This window comes from Caballeronia sp. J97, from assembly GCF_905220305.1.
Classification (GTDB): Bacteria; Pseudomonadota; Gammaproteobacteria; order Burkholderiales; family Burkholderiaceae; genus Caballeronia.
Map to the genome: position 1 here is coordinate 120,606 of NZ_CAJMZL010000009.1, position 19,434 is coordinate 140,039.

The window sequence follows — 19,434 nt, forward strand, 5'->3', positions numbered from 1 at the left end:
GTGCGAAGGGGCGGTGTCGTCAATACGAGAATACCGCGCCGAAGAACACGCCTCGCGCCCGATCGTCGCCCGCGACGCGAAAACGATACTGCACCGCGAGATCCACGAACGAGCGCGGCGCGTCGTACGGACCGCCGCGGAACCAGTAACGCGCGGCCACGCCCGCGCCGACGCCCACCGGCACGCTGTGATCGACCGCCGAATCGTAGTCCATGCCGACGACCGCATGCGGAAACACCGTCAGACGCGGACTCAGCGAATCGACGCGATACGTCCGGCCGAGACGCGCGTTCGCGGTCGCGTACGTCGAATCATTTTGGATGTAGTGCCCCGCCTCGCCGTACACCGTGCCCGTCCACCAGCTCGGCACGTCGAGACGGCGCGCGTCGCCGAAGCCGTTGGAATACGCGGCGCGCGCGAGCCAGTCGGAACGCACGTCCGAGCCGATCGGCACGATTCTCTCGATCGCGAAAATGGCATTCGCCGATGCGAACGGCTTCACGCGCGCGCCGATCGCCGCCTGCAACGTCGATACCCCCGACGGGCCGCCGCCCTGCACGCCGAAGTTCTCGTAGCCGCGCGCGTACACCTCGAACATGCGGTCGCCCAGGCTGCCGAACGGACGCCAGTAGGCCTCCGCGCCCGCCTGCCAGTTGTTCGACACGCCCGGCGTCGGGGCGAACGCGAAACCTTGCTGCGCGCCATTGCCGCGATAGTTCACGGTCGCGCTGAAGCCCCAGTTGCGCGTGGCCTCGGCGTGGGCGGCGCGCGCATCGTTCAGCGCCTGCGGCGTGAGCGCTTCGTCGGCGGGCGCGCCCGCGCTGCGATCGATCGCGTGTTCGAGATAACGCGCGCCCTCCTCGTTGCGATGCAGCTTGAGCGCCGCGTAACCGGCGTCGGCTTGCGCCGATGCGCTCAGCGTGCCGTCGCGCTCGGCGCGCGCGTAGTAGTCGAGCGCGAGCGCGCTGTCGCCCGCGCGCTGTGCGATGGACGCGGCCTGCGCAACGCTCATCGATTCGAGCAGATTCGCTTCGATCAGCGCGCGCGCTTCGTCCGATGCCTCGCGCGTTCGGCCGGTCGCCGCGAGCGCATCGATCAGCGCGATGCGTAGCTGCGGATCGTCGGGCGTCTCGGCGATCGCGGTGCGCCAGTAGCCGATGGCCGCGCCGCGATCGCCGCGTCGCTCGGCAAGGCGCGCTTCGCGTGTCGCGGCGAGCGCGGGATCGTGCGCGTAGACATCGCACGATGCGCCGAACCGGTCTTCGCGGCATTCGAATGTCGGGCGCGCGCGCGGGTCGATGGACGCGGCTTGCGTCGCGCCCATGCGCAGCATCGTTTGCGCGCGATGGCGGCGCAAGATGATCGCGGCATCCGTGTCGTCGGGGGTTTGCGCCGTGACGGGCGGCAGCGCATCGAGCGCCGCTTGCGGATTGCCTTGCGCGAGCCGCACGTCCGCGATGATCGCGCGCGCCACGCGGGCATCGCGATATTTGCGTTCGTCGCGGGTATCGATCGATGCGAGCGCGAAATCCTCGTTCTTCCCCTGCGCCGCGCGCGCATAGCCGCGCAACGCCCTTGCGAGCGCATCGTCGGGATCGATCGCGAGCGCCTCGCTCGTCGCGGCTTCCACGCCCGCGAGATCGCCGCGCGCGAACAGTATCTCGATGAGCTGCATGCGAAAGTCCATCCGCGCCGGCGCGAATGCGACCGCCTTGCGCGCGAAACCTTGCGCTGCGTCCAGGTCGCCCCGCTCGCGCGCCGCATACGCCGACTTCGACACCGCCGGCGCGAGCCTGTCGCCGATGAAGCGTCGCCGCTCGCGCAACGCGTCGCCGTCGCCGAAGCGCTGCGATGCATCGACGGCGGCGTCCCATGCGGCGGCATCGTCGCCGGATGCGGCGAGCGAATCGATCAGCAGATAGCGCAGATGCTCGGCCTGCGGCGCGAGGCGCACCGCTTCCCGGCTTTCGGCGACTGCGGCTGCGTAGTCCTTCTTCGCATAGTCGCGATACGCCGCGCGCGCCGCCTTCGAGGCCGGCTCCGACAGGTCGCCCGGCATGCCGCCCGCGCCGCGGGACGCGATCAGAACGTCGATCTGCTTGCGCCGCGCCATGAGCGCAGGCACCGGACCGAGCTGCGCGATGGCATCGGTGAGCGCGCGGCTCGCGTCCTTCAGACGCCCGCGCGCCGCCAGCGCATTCGCGAGCAGGAGACGCAGTTCCGCGACGTCGGGCCGTTGACGAATCGCCTCGCGCGCGCCGGCGATGGCATCGGCGTAACGATGCTCGTCGTAAGCCGCGAAGGCCTGGCGCGCGACACGGTACGCCGCGCCGCTCAACGGCAGCGGCAAGGTCTCGTCGGCGCGAACGGCAAGCGACGCGCACAGGCACAGAAGAGCGACGGACGCATGACGCGGCGTCATCGAATCCCGGCTCGCGCGAGATAGCGGCTGCGCTGCTCCGCGATCGCGACGGTCAGCGCATCGGACGTGATGACCTGCTCCGCCACCATGTAATCGCCGATGCGCCCGTGCCGCTCCGGCCGATAGTCGCGCAACGCGGCTTCGAACGCGCCGCGCGTGACGAGGCCCATCTCGATCATGATGTCGCCGAGCAGGGGCACGCCGCGCGCAGCGGCGGTATCGGGGAGCGCGGGCGCCGCATCGTCTTCGACATCGCCCGGATAGACCGGCATGGAGACCGCGCGCAACATCCGCAAGCCCGCCGCAATCTCGCTTTCGCGCACGATCTGCAGCGCGACGGCGCGGCCCGCCGCCGCGCACAAATCGGCGAGCGATGCATCGTCGAGCAGGCTCGCGCAGACGAACACGGCGTGCCCGTTCGCATCGACGCCTTGCGGCAGCGCGCGCAGCCGCACCAGCGTGTCGGGCGTCGCGATGCCCGACAGCTCCACGCGCGCCGCGTCGAAATGGCCGCGCGGCAAGTCCGCCTGGAACGCGATCGCTTCCGCGAGCGTTTCCTCGTCCAGCCAGCCGCGCGTGACGAGCACGCGGCCGAGCGGCGCCTCGCGCGCGTGATCCGTGCGGCGCGCTTCTTCGAGCCGCTCGGGGTCGATCGCCTGCCATGAAACGAGCAGCTCGCCCAGTTCCTGACGCGTATCGCGCAGGCCCTCGTTGCTGGGGAAATCGTGCATCGTCTTGTCCCATGCGAGCCGCCGCCCCGTCACCACGTGCACGATGAAGAGCCGCCACGCGCGCGCCACCGCCATGAAATTGATCACGTTGCTGATGACCATGCGCGGCACCGCGAGCACGCCGTGCTCCCAGCCGTAGAGCCGCGTCGTGAAGATGATGCGCTGCGTGACGCGCAGCGCGAGCGCGACCGAGTTCGCGGCGAGCAGGAATTGCAGCCACGCCGAATCGATGAACGGCGACGGAAAGAAATCGCTCGCGAGACCGAAATACGAAGCCGTCGCGAAGAGCATGAACTGCACGGCGAGCAAATACGCGAGCATGCCGACGAACGCCGTCACGACGCCCTTGCGGTCGCGCATCAGCAGATAGCGGTTCGCGAGCGAGCCGGTCCAGCCGGTCAGCGCCCAGCCCTGCAAGCCGATGCCGAGCGTCCAGCGCGCGCGCTGCCGATAGGCGGTGCGAAACGTGTCGGGGAAAAATTCCCGCACGCACAGCGGCATCGTCAGCCTGATCTCGCGCTCTCGGCCGAGGCCGAACCAGCCCTTGCGGCGGGTCGTGAATTCGACCGGAAACAGCGGGAAGATCGACTGCATGCCGAGCCGCGTGATGCGCGTGCCGATGTCGTAATCCTCGGTGAGGCTTTCGGTGTTGAACGGCTGATGCTCCGTCTCCTCGACGAGCGCGAGAATCGCGCGGCGCGAAAAGCAGGTGCCCACGCCCGCCGACGGCACCGCGCCCGCGAGACTTTCGCGCACGACGAGATCCTTTGCGTGCCATTCCGCGAACTCGTCCATGTACGTGCCCGCGACGAGCTCGAACCAGTGCCGCTCCAGCGACGCCACCGGCAACTGGATCATGTCCTTGCGCGGCAGGAGATAGTTGAAGAACTTCAGCTCGACGGGATGCAGCACATCCTCGCTGTCGTGCATCACGATGCCCGCGAACTCGATGCCGGCTTCGAACTCGTAATGCAGGATCGCCTGCACGAGCCAGTTGAGACAGTCGGCCTTGCATGTCGGGCCGTCGTGCGGCACTTCCACGCGATGCAGATGCTTGTAGCGATGCCGCATGCGCTCCACTTCGGCGATCGTCGCCGGATCGTTCTGATACGTGCCGACGAACACCGTGTACGCGCGATAGTCGAGCACGCGCACGAGATCCTCGATCATCGCGGCGATGACGTCGTCCTCGTGCCACGCGGGCACCATGATCGCGATGGGCTGCTCGTCGCGCGCATAGAGCTGCTCGACGGTGAGCGGCGCGTAACGGCGCTCGACCGTCACGCGCCGCCAGAGCTTGCGCGTCCAGTACCAGGCGTCGATGAAGAGATCGTCCAGGCTCGAAAGCAGGATGATCGCCGCGACCGTCGCCGCCACGTATTCGAGTCCCTGGTAGTACTCGGCGAGCAGGATCTCGCCGTACCACCTGAGCATCTCCGGCATCACGCGCGATCCTCGTCGTCGTCGCGCCTGTTGCGGTGCCTGCGGCGCGCGTGGCCCGCGAGCGCGATCAATGCGAGCAGCAGCACGACGAGCACCGCCGGAATGCCCCAGCGCGCCCAGTGCCGCGTGACCCAGTCGGCGCTCGACGCGGGCTCGTCGGTCATCTCCTCGGGATTGACCGTGTCGAACTGCTTGAGCACGCCGCTGCCGTCGACGACCGCGATGTTGCCGCGCGAAAGCTGCAGCTTGTCCGTGAGCACCGGCGCCGCGCCCGCCGACCGGTAGACGAGGCCGCTCTCGCCGCCCGCGCTCGCCACGCTCACGACCGCGACGCGCGACAGCCCCGACATGTCGAGCAGCGTATCGCCGGCAGGCGAGGTCAGCGCGAGCCGCTCGGCCGAATACATCGCGGGATTCTTCTCGTCGGCGAGCTTGACGTCGGCGGCGAGGAACGGGCCGTCGGGCTGCGCCGGAGCGTCGCCGGCGCTCACCGCGAACTTCGCCGAGACCGGCGCGATGCCCGCCGCGCCCGTCAGCACCGCGAGGCGCGGCACGCTGTTCAACGCGTCGTCGAGATACGCGCGCGGCACATACACCGTCGCAGACGACGCATAGCGGGCCGCCATGCCCGCGAAGGTGTTGTCCGGCGTCGCCTTCGCGAGCCGCAGATGGCTCGACGGCAACACCGCTACGGGGTAGGTCTGGCGCGCCTGACAGCCCGCGTCGGGCTGGCGGCGGAAGGTCACGCGGAGTTCGTTGGTGCGCGCGAGCGCGTAACGCGGAATCGGCGCGACGAGACGCTGGCGCGCGCCGTCGACGTTGATCAGCTTCGCGCCGATCATCACGTCGTTGAAGTACACGGTGGCCGTCGCGCCGCCGTTGGACAGCGTCGGCGACGCCGCGAGATCGAGCACGACCTGCTCCGGCAGGCGACCGTTGCCCGACGCCGCCGCGAGATCGAAGCGGGCGTCCCACGACGCGGCCGTCTGCACGTCGACGCTGCGCGGATCGCCGCCGAGATCGGACAGCGCGATGGTGTCGCCGCGCGTTTGCTGCGCCACGTCGATGCGATGCACGACCACGCGGTCCGATACGTCGATGGGCCGCCAGCCGTGCGCCAGCGCGCCGATGCCGCGCGCGTCGCCGACGACGATCATCGCGCGCCCCCCCACGTGCGCGACGCGCACTTCGCCCGGCGCGAGCGGAGCGGTCAGTTGCGACGCCGTGCGCTTGCGCCAGGCGTCGAAGGCCGCGAGCGCATCGGCCGATGTGTTCGCGACCTGCGCGCGCAATGCGTCGAGCGCGACGTCGATCGATTTGCGCATCGCCTCGTCGGCGACGACGACGTCCGGGCCGAATGCTCCGCGCGCGCCGAGCGCGATGAGCGCGCCGCGTTGCGCGTCGTCGCCGATCGCATGCTTGCCGCCCGACGACAGCGCGGCGAACGCGTGAATGCCGCGCAAGGCCGCGGGCACGTCGACGCCCGCGAGATCGACGCTGTCGCCCACCGCGGGAAGCGCCTGCATCACCGGCCGCTTGCCGTCGCGCTGCAGAAGCGCGTCGGTGCGCCATGCCGTGTCGAACGCGCCCGTCGACAATGTGCGGCCCGACACCGCGAGCACGGGCGCGAAAGGCAGCGCGCTCCACGCGGTGCGCAGGTCCTGCACGTCGGCGGGGTTGAAGCGGAACGTGAGGTGCGTCGTCGGATCGACGCGCAGCACATTGCCGATGGCCGTCTGGTCCGCGCACTCGCTCTGGCTGATCACCGATGCGAAGCCGAGTCCGAGGCGCACGAAGCCGGCGCTGCGCGGCGCGCCATCGACGCCCAGATTGACCGACACGCCGCCCGCATCCTGCGTGAACGCGCGCGCGAGCACCGGCGAGCCGTCGAGCGACAGCAGCATCGTCACGCGGCCGCCGTCGCCGCGCACGTAGCCGCCGTCGAATTGCAGCGCGGCATCGGTGATCGGCACGCCGGCGGGCACCGGCAGGAAGAATTCGCGGCGCGTGTCGGGCGCGTTGAGCGTCACGCTTTCGAGCAGGCCGAGCTGGCGCAGGGTCACGGTGCGCGTTTCCTGCGTATCCGCGCCGAGCCGCCCGATCGCGCCCGCGATGTCGGTGTCGGTCGTGGCGGCGGCGCAAGCCGCATCTTGCAGACCCGCGAACAGCGATACGCACAGGGCGATTGAAAACAGAACGGCGCGAGAGGCGCGCCGCTTGAGGATGTCGTTGACCAAGTTGTGTGACTCGAAGTTGACGCAGCGTGACGGGATGGCCGCGAAGGCGCGTGCACGTCGCGCGTGATCGCCCCGGCTGCGTGAAGACTGATTGCTACGCGAACGCCCCGCGCATGACACGCGCCGCCTCGCTCATTGCGCGCGGCGTGACAGGCTTGAATTCTTTGAACGGGCGTCCCGCGAGCGCCGCGACGATGCGCGCCGAGGCTCGCCCGTCGCCATACGGATTGACGTTGCGGGCGAAAGCCGCACGCGCGTTCGCGTCGCTATTCGTGCCGACGAGCACGGCGGTTCCGGCGCCGATGGCCTCGGGTCGCTCGGTGACATCGCGCATCACGGGCGCTTGCTTCAGCATCGAGCGATGCTGGCCGGTCACGCCCACGACGGAACGCACATCCGACTGCGCTTCGAGGGCCTTCACGAGCGGCGCCATCTTGATGGCCTCGGGCCGCGTCCCAAAAATGGAAAGTATCGTTTTTCGCTTCGTTGCCATGGGTCCCGACGATGCACAATCTTGAATAATTCCGATTGTATTCAGACGTTTAAGACCCCCCGCCAACTAAAATGTAAAAAAGTCTAACGAGAGCATTCTGCGTGGATTTGGCGAGTTTTTGTCTAGCTTCAAGCGGTGTTTTTTACCTGGATGGTTAGTTTTCCCAAGATGTGAGGCGCGTTTCGCCGCCGGAGCCAGGTCGCTGAACATCTGGCGGTTTCATCTTAGGAAAGCGTATCGATTTCCATGTCGAGGAGCGCGGAACTCATCGACTTGCCGTGCGCGTCGAGCGCGAGCGAACGCGTGACGCCGCCGCCAAGCGCATGACCCAGAACAAAGTTGAAAGCATGCAGCAGCGGCAGTTCGTAGCAAACCACGTCGCCCTTCACGACATCGGCGAGATGCGCCTTCACGCGCTCGGCCGTCAGTTGCTCGCGCAGATGCGCGTAATGCTTCGCGTCGAAGCAGATCACCGAGACGTTCAGGGTGTTGCCTTTATCGCCGGTGCGGCCGTGCGCCAGTTCACGCAGTTTCATCGCTTGCCTCCACGAATTCGAAAACGGGCTTCACATGCTCGCGCGCGAGCAGCACCGATTGCACGGCGATGACTTCGCGCGTCGCCTTCGTCACGCCGCCGCCGCCCGCCGGGCCGTTGGTATAGAGCGTCTCGATCTCGTTGCCGATGCGCGCCGCCTCCTTCGCACTCGATGCGCGGCCCGCCACGCGCACGCGGACTTCGTACGGGTCTTCGCGATCCAAGGCGAGCGTGTCGCCGTAAAGCGCATTCACGCCAATCAGGTCGAAGCGAAGCTCGCTCGTGTCGACGCCCGTGATCGCAAGCCGTTCGCGCGCGATATCGAGCGCGAGCCGCGCCCGCGCCACCGCGCCCGGGCCGCCATAGGAAATCTGTCCTTCGCCGATGTAGCCATCGACATACGCGACCGACGTTTTCAGCGTACCGGTGCGCGCGTGCCCGCGTCCGCCCGTCACGCGCACGCGGTCTTGCGCCTCCTGCGTCACGCGCACCTGCGTGAAATCCGCGACGACATCGGGCTGAAGATAACGGCCCGGATCGTGAATCTCGTAGAGCAGTTGTTCCTTGCACGTCGCCTCGGTCACGCAGCCGCCCGCATGCGGCACCTTCGTCACGACGACCGAGCCGTCCGCGCTCACTTCGCCGATCGGAAAGCCGAGGCGCGCGAGATCGCTCACATTCTTGTAGCCCGGATCGGCGAAATAGCCGCCCGTCACCTGCCCGGCGCATTCGAGCAAATGCCCGACGACGGTCGCCTGCCCGAGCACGTGCCAGTCGTCCATGTTCCAGCCGAATTCGTGGATGAGCGGCGCGGCGAACAGCGACGGGTCCGCGACGCGCCCCGTCAGCACGATATCCGCGCCGGCCGCGAGCGCATCGACGATCGGCGCCGCGCCGAGATACGCATTCGCCGATACGATGCGCTGCGCGTAGTCGCCGACCTCGTCGCCGGATTCCTCGAAGCGCAGATGCGACCGAAGGACGACATCGAGCACGTCGTCGCCGGTGATCGCGGCGATCTTCAAATGGGGCAGGCCGAGTTCGCGCGCGATCTGCGCGGTCTTTCGCGCCGCCGCCCGCGGATTGGCCGCGCCCATGTTCGACACGATACGCACGCCGTTCTTCGCCGCGACGGGCAGCACCGCGCGCATGCGCGCTTCGAGCAGCGGGTCGTAGCCGAGTTCGGGATCGTTGCGCCGCGCCTGCTGCGCGATCGCGATGGTGCGCTCGGCGAGGCACTCGAACACGAGGTAATCGAGCGCGCCGTGCGCCGCCAGCTCGACGGCCGGCTCGATTCGGTCGCCGGAGTAGCCCGCGCCCGCGCCGATTCTGATGAGGTCTTTCATGATGCTTTTCCTTTACAAAGGAAACACGCCCAGCACGACACACGCGATCGTCATGACGACCGACGCGCCGAACAGCAGCGGAATCGTGAACTTCTGATGATCCGCGAGATCGATGCCGCACAGGCCGACGACGAGAAAGGTCGCGGGCGTGAGCGGGCTCACGGGGAAGCCGGTCGTCATCTGACCGAGCAGCGCCGCCTGGCCGACGTGCACGGCCGGGACGCCGAGCTGCGACGCCACTTCGGCGATCACCGGCAGCACGCCGAAATAGAACGAATCGGGATCGAAGAGCATCGAGAGCGGCATCGACAACAGGCCGAGCACGACGGGAATGTGGCCGGCGAAAGCGGGCGGCACGAAGCCGACCGCCGCCTGCGCCATCGCCTTCAACATGCCGCTGCCTTGCATGATGCCGGTGAACACGCCCGCCGCGAGCAGAATGCCGGCCATCATCAGCGCGGCGCGGGCGTGCGCGTCGATGCGCTTACGCTGCATGTCGACGTTCGGGTAGTTCACCATCAGCGCGATGCACAGCCCGACCATGAACATGATCGCGGGCGGAATCTTCTCGCCCATCGCGACCATCGTGCCGAGCACGACGACCGTCAGCACGATGTTGAACCAGAAGTTCTTCGGGCGGCGCAGCGCCTGCTCTTCGGGCGTCAGCTCGCGCTTCGGCGCGGAAAAAGCGCCGTTCGCGCTCGAATAGCCGAGGCGCTTCTCCTCGCGGCGGCCGAGCCACCACGCCATGCCGAACACGAAGACGAGGCCGATTGCCTGCACCGGAATCAGCGGATTGAACAGCGACGATATCGGCAGATGCAGCGACGCCGATGCGCGGATCATCGGCCCGGTCCACGGCAGGAAGTTGATGCCCGCCGCCATCGACACCGCCGCCGCGAGCACGCGCCGGTCCATGTTCAGGCGATCGTAGAGCGGCAGCATCGCCGGGATCGTCACGAGGAAGCACACGGCGCCGGAGCCGTCGAGATGAATCAGCAGCGCGAGCAGCGTCGTGCCCATCACGATGCGCGTCGGCTTCGTGCCGACCGCGCGCAGGATGCGGTCGATGATCGGATCGAGCGTGCCGGCATCCGTGATCGTGCCGAAGTAGAGAATCGCGAACACGAACATGCCGACGACCGGCGCGAGGCTCTTCAGGCCGTCGATGACGAACTTGCTCGTCGAGAGCCCGAAGCCGCCGATCAGCGACGCCGCGATCGGCACGATGATGAGCGCGACGAGCGGCGACATCTTTTTGGACAGAATCGCCGCGAGCAGGACGACGATGGTGGCGAGGCCGAGTAACGGCAGCATGAACGTGTCTCCGAATCTTGTCTTTTGATAAAGCCCAGAGTAAGTTCGGAGCGTGGATAACACAATTGAAATGATTTGATCGCAGCCATCACGAACCATAATGGATCTGAATCTACGTGATATCCGCGCGCTCGTCGCCGTGGCCGAAGCGGGCAGCTTCACGCGCGCGGCGCAACGGCTGAATCTGTCGCAGCCGGCGTTGACGGTGCAGATACGCAGGCTGGAGGAAGCGGTCGGCGCGCGGCTCTTCGATCGCAACAGCCGCAACGTCGCGCTGACGCCGACCGGGCGCGAGTTGCTGCCGCTTCTGCGCAAGTCGCTGCGGGACATGGAGAACGTGCTGCGCGATGCGCGCGCGCTGGGCATCGGCGAAAGCGGCACCATCCGCATCGCGTGCCTGCCGACGTTCGCGGCGAGCGTGTTGCCCGAATTGATCATCGGCATGAAGCGCGAGGTGCCGCGCGTCGGCTTTCAGATTCGCGACGTCGTGGCGAGCACCGTGAATGCGCTCGTGCGCAGCGAGGAAGTCGATATCGGACTGACCGGCGGCGATGTGACGGACGCGCTGATCGAAGTGCTGCACGCGGGCGTGGACCGGCTCGTCGCCGTATGTCCGAAGGCGCATGCGCTCGCGAAGAAGCGCCGCATCGCGCCCGACGATCTCGCGCGCGTGCCGCTCGTGCTCACCGCGCCGGGCACGAGCGTGCGCGCGGTCGTCGATGCGGCGCTCGGCAACACGCACGCAGCGCTCGACATCGCCTGCGAGCCGACTTACATGATGACCGCCGTCGCGATGGTGCGCGCCGGGTTGGGCGTGACGATCCTGCCCGAGACCGCGCGCGAGGTGCGCGCGGAACCCGGGCTCGTCGTGAAGCCGATCGACCACCCCGCGTTCGCGCGACCGATCGCCATCGTGAAGAAGCGCGGCAGGACCTTGCCGGCGGTGACGGAGCGGTTCGTCGAAAGCATGCGCGAGGCGATGCGGGCGCCCCGCTGAAAGACACGCTTACTTCTGCATCGTCGCCATGTCGATCACGAAGCGATATTTCACATCGCTCTTCAACATGCGCTCGTACGCGTGGTTGATCTCGTCCATGCGAATCATCTCAATGTCCGACGTGATGCCGTGCTCGCCGCAGAAATCCAGCATCTCCTGCGTCTCCGCGATCCCGCCGATGAGCGAGCCGGCAAGCGAACGTCGCTTGAAGATCATGTTCATCACCGAGGGCGACGGATGCGGATGCTCCGGCGCGCCGACGAGCGTCATCGTGCCGTCACGCTTGAGCAGCGCCATGAACTGATCGAGATCATGCGACGCGGCCACCGTATTCAGAATGAAGTCGAAACTGTTGGCGTGCGCCGCCATCTGATCCGGATCTTTCGAGATCACCACTTCATGCGCGCCCAGCCGCTTTGCGTCCTCGGTCTTGCCCGGCGATGTCGTGAACAGCACGACATGCGCGCCCATCGCGGCGGCGAGTTTCACGCCCATGTGACCCAGCCCGCCGAGACCCACGATGCCCACCTTGTGCCCCTTTTGCACGTTCCAGTGGCGCAGCGGCGAGTAGGTGGTGATGCCTGCGCACAGCAACGGTGCGACGGCCGCGAGTTCGAGGTTTTCGGGGATGCTCAGCACGAATGCCTCGTCGACGACGATGCTGGTCGAATAGCCGCCCGCCGTGAAGCCGCCCGACTTCCTGTCCGGCGAGTTGTAGGTCTGGATGAAACTGTCGGGGCCGTCGCAGAACTGCTCCAGTCCTTCCTTGCAGGCATCGCATACGCGGCACGAATCGACCATGCAGCCGACGCCCGCGAGTGCGCCGACCTTGAACTTCGACACGTCCGAACCGACCTCGGCGACGCGCCCGACGATCTCGTGTCCCGGCACGACGGGATAGTTCGTGCCGCCCCATTCGTTTCTCGCCATGTGCAGATCGGAGTGACACACGCCGCAAAACAGAATGTCGATGCGCACGTCGTTCGGGCCGACATCGCGGCGCTGAATGTCGAGCGGGCCGAGCGGTTTGTCGGCTGCGGATGCCGCATAGGAATACGCTTTCAGCATGGCTGCTTCCTTCTTTGATTTGTATCAGTGAACGGGATCGGCGCTTGCTCACAGTGGAGAAGCGCGGCTATCGGGACAGACGTGCGAGATGGTCTCTTGTGTGCGGCAGCGAACGTTCGCCATCATGCTCCGCCACGCGTTGCGAGCGACTTGCCGATCGCGCCGGTATTTAGGCGGGAACGCGCAACGTCAGTACTGTATGCCTATCAGAAATTATCTGCCGAAACGACGGGGCACGGCTCGCGTCGTTGGAGAATTTGACAATCGACGCCGTGCGGATCGACCTCCCGGCGCGAGCATTTCGAGAGAGCGGAACGATGAAAGCAAAAGCCATCACGGCGAGCATCGGCATGCCGGGCGGCGCGGTCAGCGCCGAGTTTCACATCGATACGGGGCGTCTCAGGATCTTCGAACGCGGCACGCTGCGCGTCGAATTGTTTCCACCGCAGTCATGGTTCACGGTGGCGTCCGTGGCGGGCAACAGCCGCTGGGGCACGCGGCCGCGCGAAGCGGATATTCGTCTCGTCGTCGAGAACTTCATTCTGCAACGCTTCGGCATGACCGCGTATCAGGGCGAGGCTTCGTGCGCGCAGTCAGTGTCCGATGCCGCCTGAATTTTTCCTTGCAAAGCATTCCGAATCTTTTATCGCTCAGTGCCGGCTTCGCATGGGCGGCCGATAACCGGGAATCTGATGCAGCGCGCGATCGCACGCGACCGAAAGCGCCGCCAGCCGATCGACGTTCGCGCGCATGTCGGCCTGCGTGCGCGAAATCGTCTCGCGCAATACTTCGAGCCGCGGCATGATGCGCTTTGCGATCGCGGCGCTCTCCTCCTCGCTGCCGAGCAACGCTTCGGCGTCTTCACGCGCTTCGCGCAGTTCCATCATCGCGACCTTGTTCTGCGCGACGAGGCGCGCATAGGTTTCCGCGAGTTCGCCGAGGCCCATCGATCGCATGCGCTCGACGAAAGTGCGCGTCGAGATCATCGCGAGTTCGCCCGCGTCGTAGGCCATGAACTGGACGTCGGCAATCGAAAGGGCGATGCGTCCTTCAGGTGTGGCGAATTCGAGCTTGGTCGGCATGATGCTTGATATCCGTTATCGATGAATTGACCGAATTCTAGAAAGCCTCCCGCTCGGAAAAAGTCGGAACGCGACGAAAGCGATATCGCGTGCGTGAAATTCAGCGCTACGCAATGCGCGCCAATCCAATTCGCGTGGTTGTCATTCATTCGAAGACGCGAAACATTGCGCGTCGATTGAATCGAATATCGTCACGATTCGCCTGAGCGCATTTAATCAACCGTTGCACAATCGCCGCCCGGTCCTTAGCGATTTCGAGCTTGAAAAGATGCATTCGATATACCAACAATGGAGTCATCTTTCGCGCTGGCCACCCCACAACGCCAACCGGGATCTGACGCGCCCCATGAATGAAGAAGACGAAATCCGCAAATCCGAAGAGTTGCGCAGCTTTCTGTTTCTGACCGTCGTCATGGTTCCCGTGCTCACGGTCATGATCATCGCCACTTACGGATTCGCCGTCTGGTTTTATCAAATGCTGATCGGCGGCCCGCCACATCATTAACGAGCGTCACGACTAATCAAATAATATGGAGCTCAAGCCCGTCGATAGCAGCAATCGTTTCGAAGATCAGACCGATGGGTCTTGTGAGTTTCACATAGCAGGGGTCGTTGTATACGCCCGTATAGAAACCCTGCAGCAAATCAAAGAGGCGCTCGCGGCTTTGCCCGGCGCTCAGGTTCACGGATCGAGCGCCGACGGCAAAATCGTTCTCACGCTCGAAGGCGATCGCTCCTCTCGTGTCGCCGAACAATTGCAAGCGGTGCAATCCACGCCCGGTGTCATCAGCACCGCGCTCGTCTATCAGCATCACGAACACGCCGATCCGCTCACCGAGGACATCGCCGATGAAACTGACTCGTCGCGCGTTCATTAAGCAGACGGCCGCCAGCACGGCGGCCGCGTCCGCGGGCATCACGCTGCCCGGCATGCAGGCCGTCGCCCAGAGCGACGACATCGCCTGGTCCAAAGCGCCCTGCCGGTTCTGCGGCACGGGCTGCGGCGTGCTCGTCGGCGTAAAAGGCAATCAGGTCGTCGCGACGCAGGCGGACCCGCAGGCGGAAGTCAATCGCGGGCTCAATTGCGTGAAGGGCTATTTCCTCTCGAAGATCATGTACGGTCAGGACCGCCTGACCACGCCGCTCATGCGCATGAGAGACGGCAAGTTCGACAAGAACGGCGAATTCCTGCCGGTGTCCTGGGACACGGCGTTCAACGAGATGGCCGAGCAGTTCAAGCGCGTGCTCAAGGAAAAAGGGCCGACCGCCGTCGGCATGTTTGGCTCGGGCCAATGGACCGTGTGGGAAGGCTACGCCGCCGTCAAGCTGATGAAGGCGGGCTTTCGCAGCAACAACATCGATCCGAATGCGCGGCACTGCATGGCCTCGGCCGTGACGGGCTTCATGCGTACCTTCGGCATGGACGAGCCGATGGGCTGCTACGACGATATCGAGGCCACCGACGCCTTCGTGCTGTGGGGCTCCAACATGGCCGAGATGCATCCCGTGTTGTGGACGCGCGTGACCGCGCGGCGGCTCTCGAACCAGAACGTGCGCGTCGTCGCGCTGTCGACCTTCGAGCATCGCTCCTTCGATCTCGCCGACGAGACCATCGTTTTCACGCCGCAATCCGATCTCGCGATCATGAATTACATCGCGAACTACATCATCAAGAACGGCAAGGTGAACCGCGAGTTCGTCGACAAGCATACGAACTTCAAGAAGGGCAATACGGATATCGGTTATGGGCTGCGGCCCGATCACCCGCTGCAGAAGGCGGCGAAGAACGCGGGCGATCCGAACGGCGCGCAGCCGATCACGTTCGACGAATTCGCGCAGTTCGTCTCGCGCTACGACGCGGCCTATGTGACGAAGATTTCCGGCGTGCCGAAGAACAAGCTCGACCAGCTCGCGCAACTGTACGCGGATCCGAAGACGAAGGTCGTGTCCTTCTGGACCATGGGCTTCAATCAGCACACGCGCGGCACGTGGGCCAACAACATGGTCTACAACCTGCATCTGCTGACGGGCAAGATCTCGACGCCGGGCAACAGCCCGTTCTCGCTGACCGGCCAGCCGTCCGCGTGCGGCACGGCGCGTGAAGTCGGCACGTTCTCGCACCGCCTGCCCGCCGACATGGTCGTGACCAACCCGAAGCATCGCGAGGAAGCGGAGCATATCTGGAAGCTGCCCGCCGGAACCATTCCCGACAAGCCGGGCTTTCACGCCGTCCTGCAGAACCGCATGCTGAACGACGGCAAGATCAACGCCTACTGGGTGATGGTCAACAACAACATGCAGGCCGCCGCGAACATCAACAACGAAGCGTTGCCGGGGTATCGCAAGGATTCGAATTTCGTCGTCGTGTCGGAGGTCTATCCGACCGTCACGGCCGTCGCCGCCGACCTGATCCTGCCGTCCGCGATGTGGGTCGAGAAAGAAGGCGCGTACGGCAACGCGGAGCGGCGCACGCAGTTCTGGCATCAACTGGTGCAGGCGCCCGGCGGGGCGCACTCGGATCTCTGGCAGATCGCGGAATTCTCCAAGCGCTTCAAGGTCGAGGAAGTGTGGCCCGCCGACCTCCTCGCGAAGAAGCCGGAATACAAGGGCAAGACGCTCTACGACATCCTTTTCCGTAACGGCCAGGTCGACAAGTTTCCCGCTTCGCAAGTCGATCCGAAGTATCGCAACAACGAGGCGGCGGCATTCGGCTTCTATATTCAGAAGGGCTTGTTCGAGGAATATGCGAGCTTCGGACGCGGGCACGGCCACGATCTCGCACCGTTCGACATGTATCACCAGGCGCGCGGCATCCGCTGGCCGGTCGTCAACGGCAAGGAGACGCTCTGGCGCTACAAGGAAGGCTCCGATCCTTACGTCAAGGCCGGCGCCGACTGGCAGTTCTACGGGAATCCGGACGGCCGCGCCGTGATCTACGCGCTGCCCTACGAGCCGCCCGCCGAATCGCCCGACAAGGAGTATCCGTTCTGGCTCGCGACCGGGCGCGTGCTCGAGCACTGGCACTCTGGATCGATGACGCGCCGCGTGCCCGAGCTCTATCGCGCGTTCCCGAACGCGGTGTGCTTCATGCATCCCGACGACGCGAAGGCGCTCGGCATCCGGCGCGGCGTGGAAGTGCGCGTGATATCGCGACGCGGCGAGATGCGCACGCGCGTGGAGACGCGCGGCCGCGACAAGCCGCCGCGCGGGCTCGTCTTCGTGCCGTGGTTCGATTCGAGCCAGCTCATCAACAAGGTGACGCTCGACGCCACCGATCCGATCTCGTTCCAGACCGACTACAAGAAGTGCGCGGTCAAGATCGTGCGGGTCTAGGAGCAGACGCCATGCGCACGCTAACCGCCGTCGTCATCGGATCATTTCTCTTGCTGGCCGCGCTCGCGATCGCGCAGCCCACGATTCCCGGCCTGCCGTTCCACGACTCGCTGCGCGGCACGACGCCGCTCGCAGACGAGCCGAAGGCGCCGCTCATCGCACCGACCGAGAACAAGGACGTGATACGCGGCCTCAACTACGCGCAGCAGCCGCCGACGATCCCGCACAAGATCGACAACTATCAGCTCGACAAGAACGCGAACCGCTGTCTCGCGTGTCATGCGCGCAGCCGCGCGGAAGAAAGCGGCGCGGTGCCCGTCGCGGTGTCGCATTACATGGACCGCGACGGCGTGGTGTCCGGGCACCTGTCGCCGCGACGCTACTTCTGCACGCAGTGCCACGTTCCGCAGGCCGATGCGAAACCGCTCGTCGGCAATACGTTCGTCGCCGTCGAAGATATCAGGCAGCAGCCGGCCCGGACCAAGAAGCGATAAACGACAAGCGACCATCATGTGGGCACTGATCAAGCGCTACTGGATCACCATTCGACGACCGAGCCTCTATTACAGCCTCGGCTTTCTGACGCTGGGCGGCTTCGTCGCGGGCGTGATCTTCTGGGGCGCCTTCAACACCGCGATGGAATTGACCAATACCGAAGTCTTCTGCACCGGCTGTCACGAGATGCGCGACAACACCTACGCCGAGCTGAAGAACACGATCCACTTCAGCAACCGCACCGGCGTGCACGCAAAGTGCTCGGACTGCCATGTGCCGCATGAGTGGACCGACAAGATCGCGCGCAAGATGCAGGCGTCGAAGGAAGTGTGGGCGAAGATCTTCGGCGTGGTGAACACGCGCGAGAAATTCCTCGACAAGCGGCTCGAACTGGCCGAGCACGAATGGGCGCGCTTCAAGGCCAACGATTCGCTCGAATGCCGCAACTGCCACTCGTTCCAGTACATGGACTTCACGCGGCAGAGCCCGCGCGCGCAGGAGGCGCATCAGCGCTTTCTCGAAACGGGCGAGAAGACGTGTATCGATTGTCACAAGGGCATCGCGCATGAACTGCCGAACATGGCGAAGGCCCAGGAGATCGAGGACAGAAAGAAGAAGTAGACGACGCGACAACAGGAGACATCGATGCTCAGCGCCCGGCAACTCGACGTGATGCGCGGCAGCCGCACTATCGTGGCCGGCGTGGACTTGTGCATCGATGGCGGCGCGGCGTTGCTGATCCACGGCGCAAACGGCAGCGGCAAGAGTTCGCTGATCGCCGCGCTCGCGGGCCTGTTGCCGCCCGCCCGCGGCGCCGTATGCTGGCGCGGCGCGAACGTGCGCGACGATCCCGCGCGCTTCAGACGCGAGCTCGCCTGGCTCGGCCACGCCGACGGCTTCAACGGCGAGCTGACGGTCGCGGAGAATCTCCGCTTCGCCGCATGGCTCGGCGCGCACGCCACGCACGCAAACGAGCGCGTCGTGCTCGATCGGGCCGGCGTGCTGCCGCTCATGCACACGCGTCTGAACCGTCTGTCGCAAGGGCAGAGACGGCGCGTCGCGCTCGCGCGCCTCGTGCTCGCGGGCAAGCCGCTCTGGCTGCTCGACGAACCCACCGAAGCCATCGACGATACCGGCGCGCTCTGGTTCGCCGCCTGCATCGACGATCATCTGCGCGGAGGCGGCATGCTCGTCGCGACGACGCATCGCCCGCTCGCCGTCGATGCCGCGCGCACACGGCATCTGTATCTCGAACGGTGCGCGTCGTGATCGGGCTGACGCTCCGGGTGGTCCGCCGCGAACTGCTGCTGAACTGGCGCTCGCGCACGGTGACGCTTTCCGTGCTGCTGTTCTTCGTGCTCGCATCGAGTCTGTTTCCGCTCGGCATCGGTCCCGATGCAACGCTTCTTCATGCGATCGCGCCGGGCGTGCTGTGGGTGACGGCATTGTTCGCGGCCTTGCTTTCGGCGGGCCAGCTCTTCAGCAACGACTTCGCGAGCGGCGCGCTCGAACAGATGCTGCTGTCGCCGCAGCCGCTCGCGGGCATCGTGCTCGGCAAGATCGCCGCGCACTGGATCACGACCGGGCTCGCGCTCGTCGTGCTGGCGCCGGTCGTCGCGCTCGAATACGGGCTCGACGCGCGCACGATCCTGATGCTGATGGCATCGCTGCTGATCGGCACGCCGCTGCTTTCGCTGATCGGTTCGATGGGCGCGGCGCTCACGCTCGGCGTGCGCGGCGGCAGCGTCGTGCTCGCGCTGCTGCTTCTGCCGCTCTATGTGCCGGTGCTCGTGTTCGGCGTCGGCGCGGCCGATCCGGCGGCGAGCGCCGCGTGGTCCAACGCGAATTTTTCGCTGCTCGCCGCCGCGCTGTGTGTCGCGCTCTGGCTGTGCCCGTGGGCGAGCGCGGCGGCGCTGCGCATATCGATGGAATAGC

17 protein-coding genes and 1 pseudogene are annotated in these 19,434 nt (G+C 65.9%); 9 read left to right on the forward strand and 9 right to left on the reverse strand.

All coding sequences use genetic code 11. The features are described from left to right. Nucleotides 1-19: 19 nt before the first annotated feature. The 7 genes and pseudogenes from U4Y90_RS14675 to U4Y90_RS14705 all read right to left on the reverse strand — a co-directional run bounded on the left by U4Y90_RS14675 (nucleotide 20) and on the right by U4Y90_RS14705 (nucleotide 10,524). On the reverse strand, nucleotides 20-2,422 hold the full coding sequence (locus U4Y90_RS14675; protein ID WP_321795423.1) for an NfrA family protein: 2,403 nt from the start codon (nucleotides 2,420-2,422) through the stop codon (nucleotides 20-22). Further along, entirely contained in the window at nucleotides 2,419-4,596 is a 2,178-nt protein-coding gene (locus U4Y90_RS14680) for a glycosyl transferase family protein (RefSeq protein WP_415749351.1), read from the reverse strand. The genes U4Y90_RS14675 and U4Y90_RS14680 overlap by 4 nt, the downstream gene beginning before the upstream one ends. Beyond that, nucleotides 4,596-6,833: a cellulose biosynthesis cyclic di-GMP-binding regulatory protein BcsB gene (locus U4Y90_RS14685; RefSeq protein WP_321795425.1), complete on the reverse strand. Its 2,238-nt coding sequence runs from the start codon at nucleotides 6,831-6,833 to the stop codon at nucleotides 4,596-4,598. Before U4Y90_RS14685 ends, U4Y90_RS14680 begins: the two co-directional genes overlap by 1 nt. A 322-nt stretch (nucleotides 6,834-7,155) precedes the next feature. Continuing rightward, nucleotides 7,156-7,326 (reverse strand): annotated as a pseudogene (locus tag U4Y90_RS36150) (UDP-N-acetylglucosamine 2-epimerase (non-hydrolyzing)); the annotation flags it as partial. Nucleotides 7,327-7,550: 224 nt separating this feature from the next. Beyond that, on the reverse strand, nucleotides 7,551-7,862 hold the full coding sequence (locus U4Y90_RS14695) for a hypothetical protein (RefSeq protein ID WP_321795427.1): 312 nt from the start codon (nucleotides 7,860-7,862) through the stop codon (nucleotides 7,551-7,553). After that, entirely contained in the window at nucleotides 7,849-9,207 is a 1,359-nt protein-coding gene (locus U4Y90_RS14700; protein WP_321795429.1) for an acyclic terpene utilization AtuA family protein, read from the reverse strand. The genes U4Y90_RS14695 and U4Y90_RS14700 overlap by 14 nt, the downstream gene beginning before the upstream one ends. Before the next feature lie 12 nt (nucleotides 9,208-9,219). Next, nucleotides 9,220-10,524 carry a citrate:proton symporter gene (locus U4Y90_RS14705; protein ID WP_321795431.1) on the reverse strand — a complete coding sequence of 435 codons (1,305 nt, stop codon included), beginning with the start codon at nucleotides 10,522-10,524 and terminating at the stop codon, nucleotides 9,220-9,222. 100 nt (nucleotides 10,525-10,624) lie between these two features. Between U4Y90_RS14705 and U4Y90_RS14710 the strand changes: the two genes are divergently transcribed. After that, nucleotides 10,625-11,521: a LysR family transcriptional regulator gene (locus U4Y90_RS14710; RefSeq protein ID WP_321795432.1), complete on the forward strand. Its 897-nt coding sequence runs from the start codon at nucleotides 10,625-10,627 to the stop codon at nucleotides 11,519-11,521. Nucleotides 11,522-11,530: 9 nt separating this feature from the next. On the opposite strand, the gene U4Y90_RS14715 is transcribed toward U4Y90_RS14710, so the two are convergent. Further along, a complete protein-coding gene (locus U4Y90_RS14715) occupies nucleotides 11,531-12,589 on the reverse strand; it encodes an NAD(P)-dependent alcohol dehydrogenase (RefSeq protein ID WP_321795434.1) in 1,059 nt (352 codons plus the stop codon). A 317-nt stretch (nucleotides 12,590-12,906) separates the two neighbouring features. On the opposite strand from U4Y90_RS14715, the gene U4Y90_RS14720 reads away from it, so the two are divergent. Then, on the forward strand, nucleotides 12,907-13,203 hold the full coding sequence (locus tag U4Y90_RS14720; RefSeq protein WP_321795435.1) for a hypothetical protein: 297 nt from the start codon (nucleotides 12,907-12,909) through the stop codon (nucleotides 13,201-13,203). Between the two features lie 36 nt (nucleotides 13,204-13,239). Here the strand turns inward: U4Y90_RS14720 and U4Y90_RS14725 are convergent, their stop codons facing one another. After that, nucleotides 13,240-13,671 carry a hypothetical protein gene (locus U4Y90_RS14725; protein WP_321795437.1) on the reverse strand — a complete coding sequence of 144 codons (432 nt, stop codon included), beginning with the start codon at nucleotides 13,669-13,671 and terminating at the stop codon, nucleotides 13,240-13,242. A 346-nt stretch (nucleotides 13,672-14,017) separates the two neighbouring features. Between U4Y90_RS14725 and napE the strand changes: the two genes are divergently transcribed. From napE to ccmB, 7 genes are read left to right on the forward strand one after another with little or no spacing between them, the layout of a single operon-like run. Then, nucleotides 14,018-14,176 (forward strand): periplasmic nitrate reductase, NapE protein, encoded by a 159-nt coding sequence (gene napE, locus U4Y90_RS14730; RefSeq protein WP_321795548.1) that lies wholly within the window; start codon nucleotides 14,018-14,020, stop codon nucleotides 14,174-14,176. 25 nt (nucleotides 14,177-14,201) lie between these two features. Beyond that, a complete protein-coding gene (locus U4Y90_RS14735) occupies nucleotides 14,202-14,549 on the forward strand; it encodes a chaperone NapD (RefSeq protein WP_321795438.1) in 348 nt (115 codons plus the stop codon). After that, nucleotides 14,521-17,004, forward strand: a complete 2,484-nt coding sequence (napA, locus tag U4Y90_RS14740; protein WP_321795439.1) for a periplasmic nitrate reductase subunit alpha — start codon at nucleotides 14,521-14,523, stop codon at nucleotides 17,002-17,004. The genes U4Y90_RS14735 and napA overlap by 29 nt, the downstream gene beginning before the upstream one ends. 11 nt (nucleotides 17,005-17,015) lie before the next feature. Beyond that, a complete protein-coding gene (locus tag U4Y90_RS14745; RefSeq protein WP_321795440.1) occupies nucleotides 17,016-17,498 on the forward strand; it encodes a nitrate reductase cytochrome c-type subunit in 483 nt (160 codons plus the stop codon). A gap of 16 nt (nucleotides 17,499-17,514) precedes the next feature. Continuing rightward, nucleotides 17,515-18,120 (forward strand): NapC/NirT family cytochrome c, encoded by a 606-nt coding sequence (locus tag U4Y90_RS14750; RefSeq protein ID WP_321795441.1) that lies wholly within the window; start codon nucleotides 17,515-17,517, stop codon nucleotides 18,118-18,120. 24 nt (nucleotides 18,121-18,144) lie between these two features. After that, complete coding sequence (ccmA, locus tag U4Y90_RS14755; RefSeq protein WP_321795443.1) at nucleotides 18,145-18,768, forward strand: cytochrome c biogenesis heme-transporting ATPase CcmA; 624 nt, start codon at nucleotides 18,145-18,147, stop codon at nucleotides 18,766-18,768. Further along, nucleotides 18,765-19,433 (forward strand): heme exporter protein CcmB, encoded by a 669-nt coding sequence (ccmB, locus tag U4Y90_RS14760; RefSeq protein ID WP_321795445.1) that lies wholly within the window; start codon nucleotides 18,765-18,767, stop codon nucleotides 19,431-19,433. The genes ccmA and ccmB overlap by 4 nt, the downstream gene beginning before the upstream one ends. The last annotated feature ends 1 nt before the right edge of the window (nucleotide 19,434 follow it).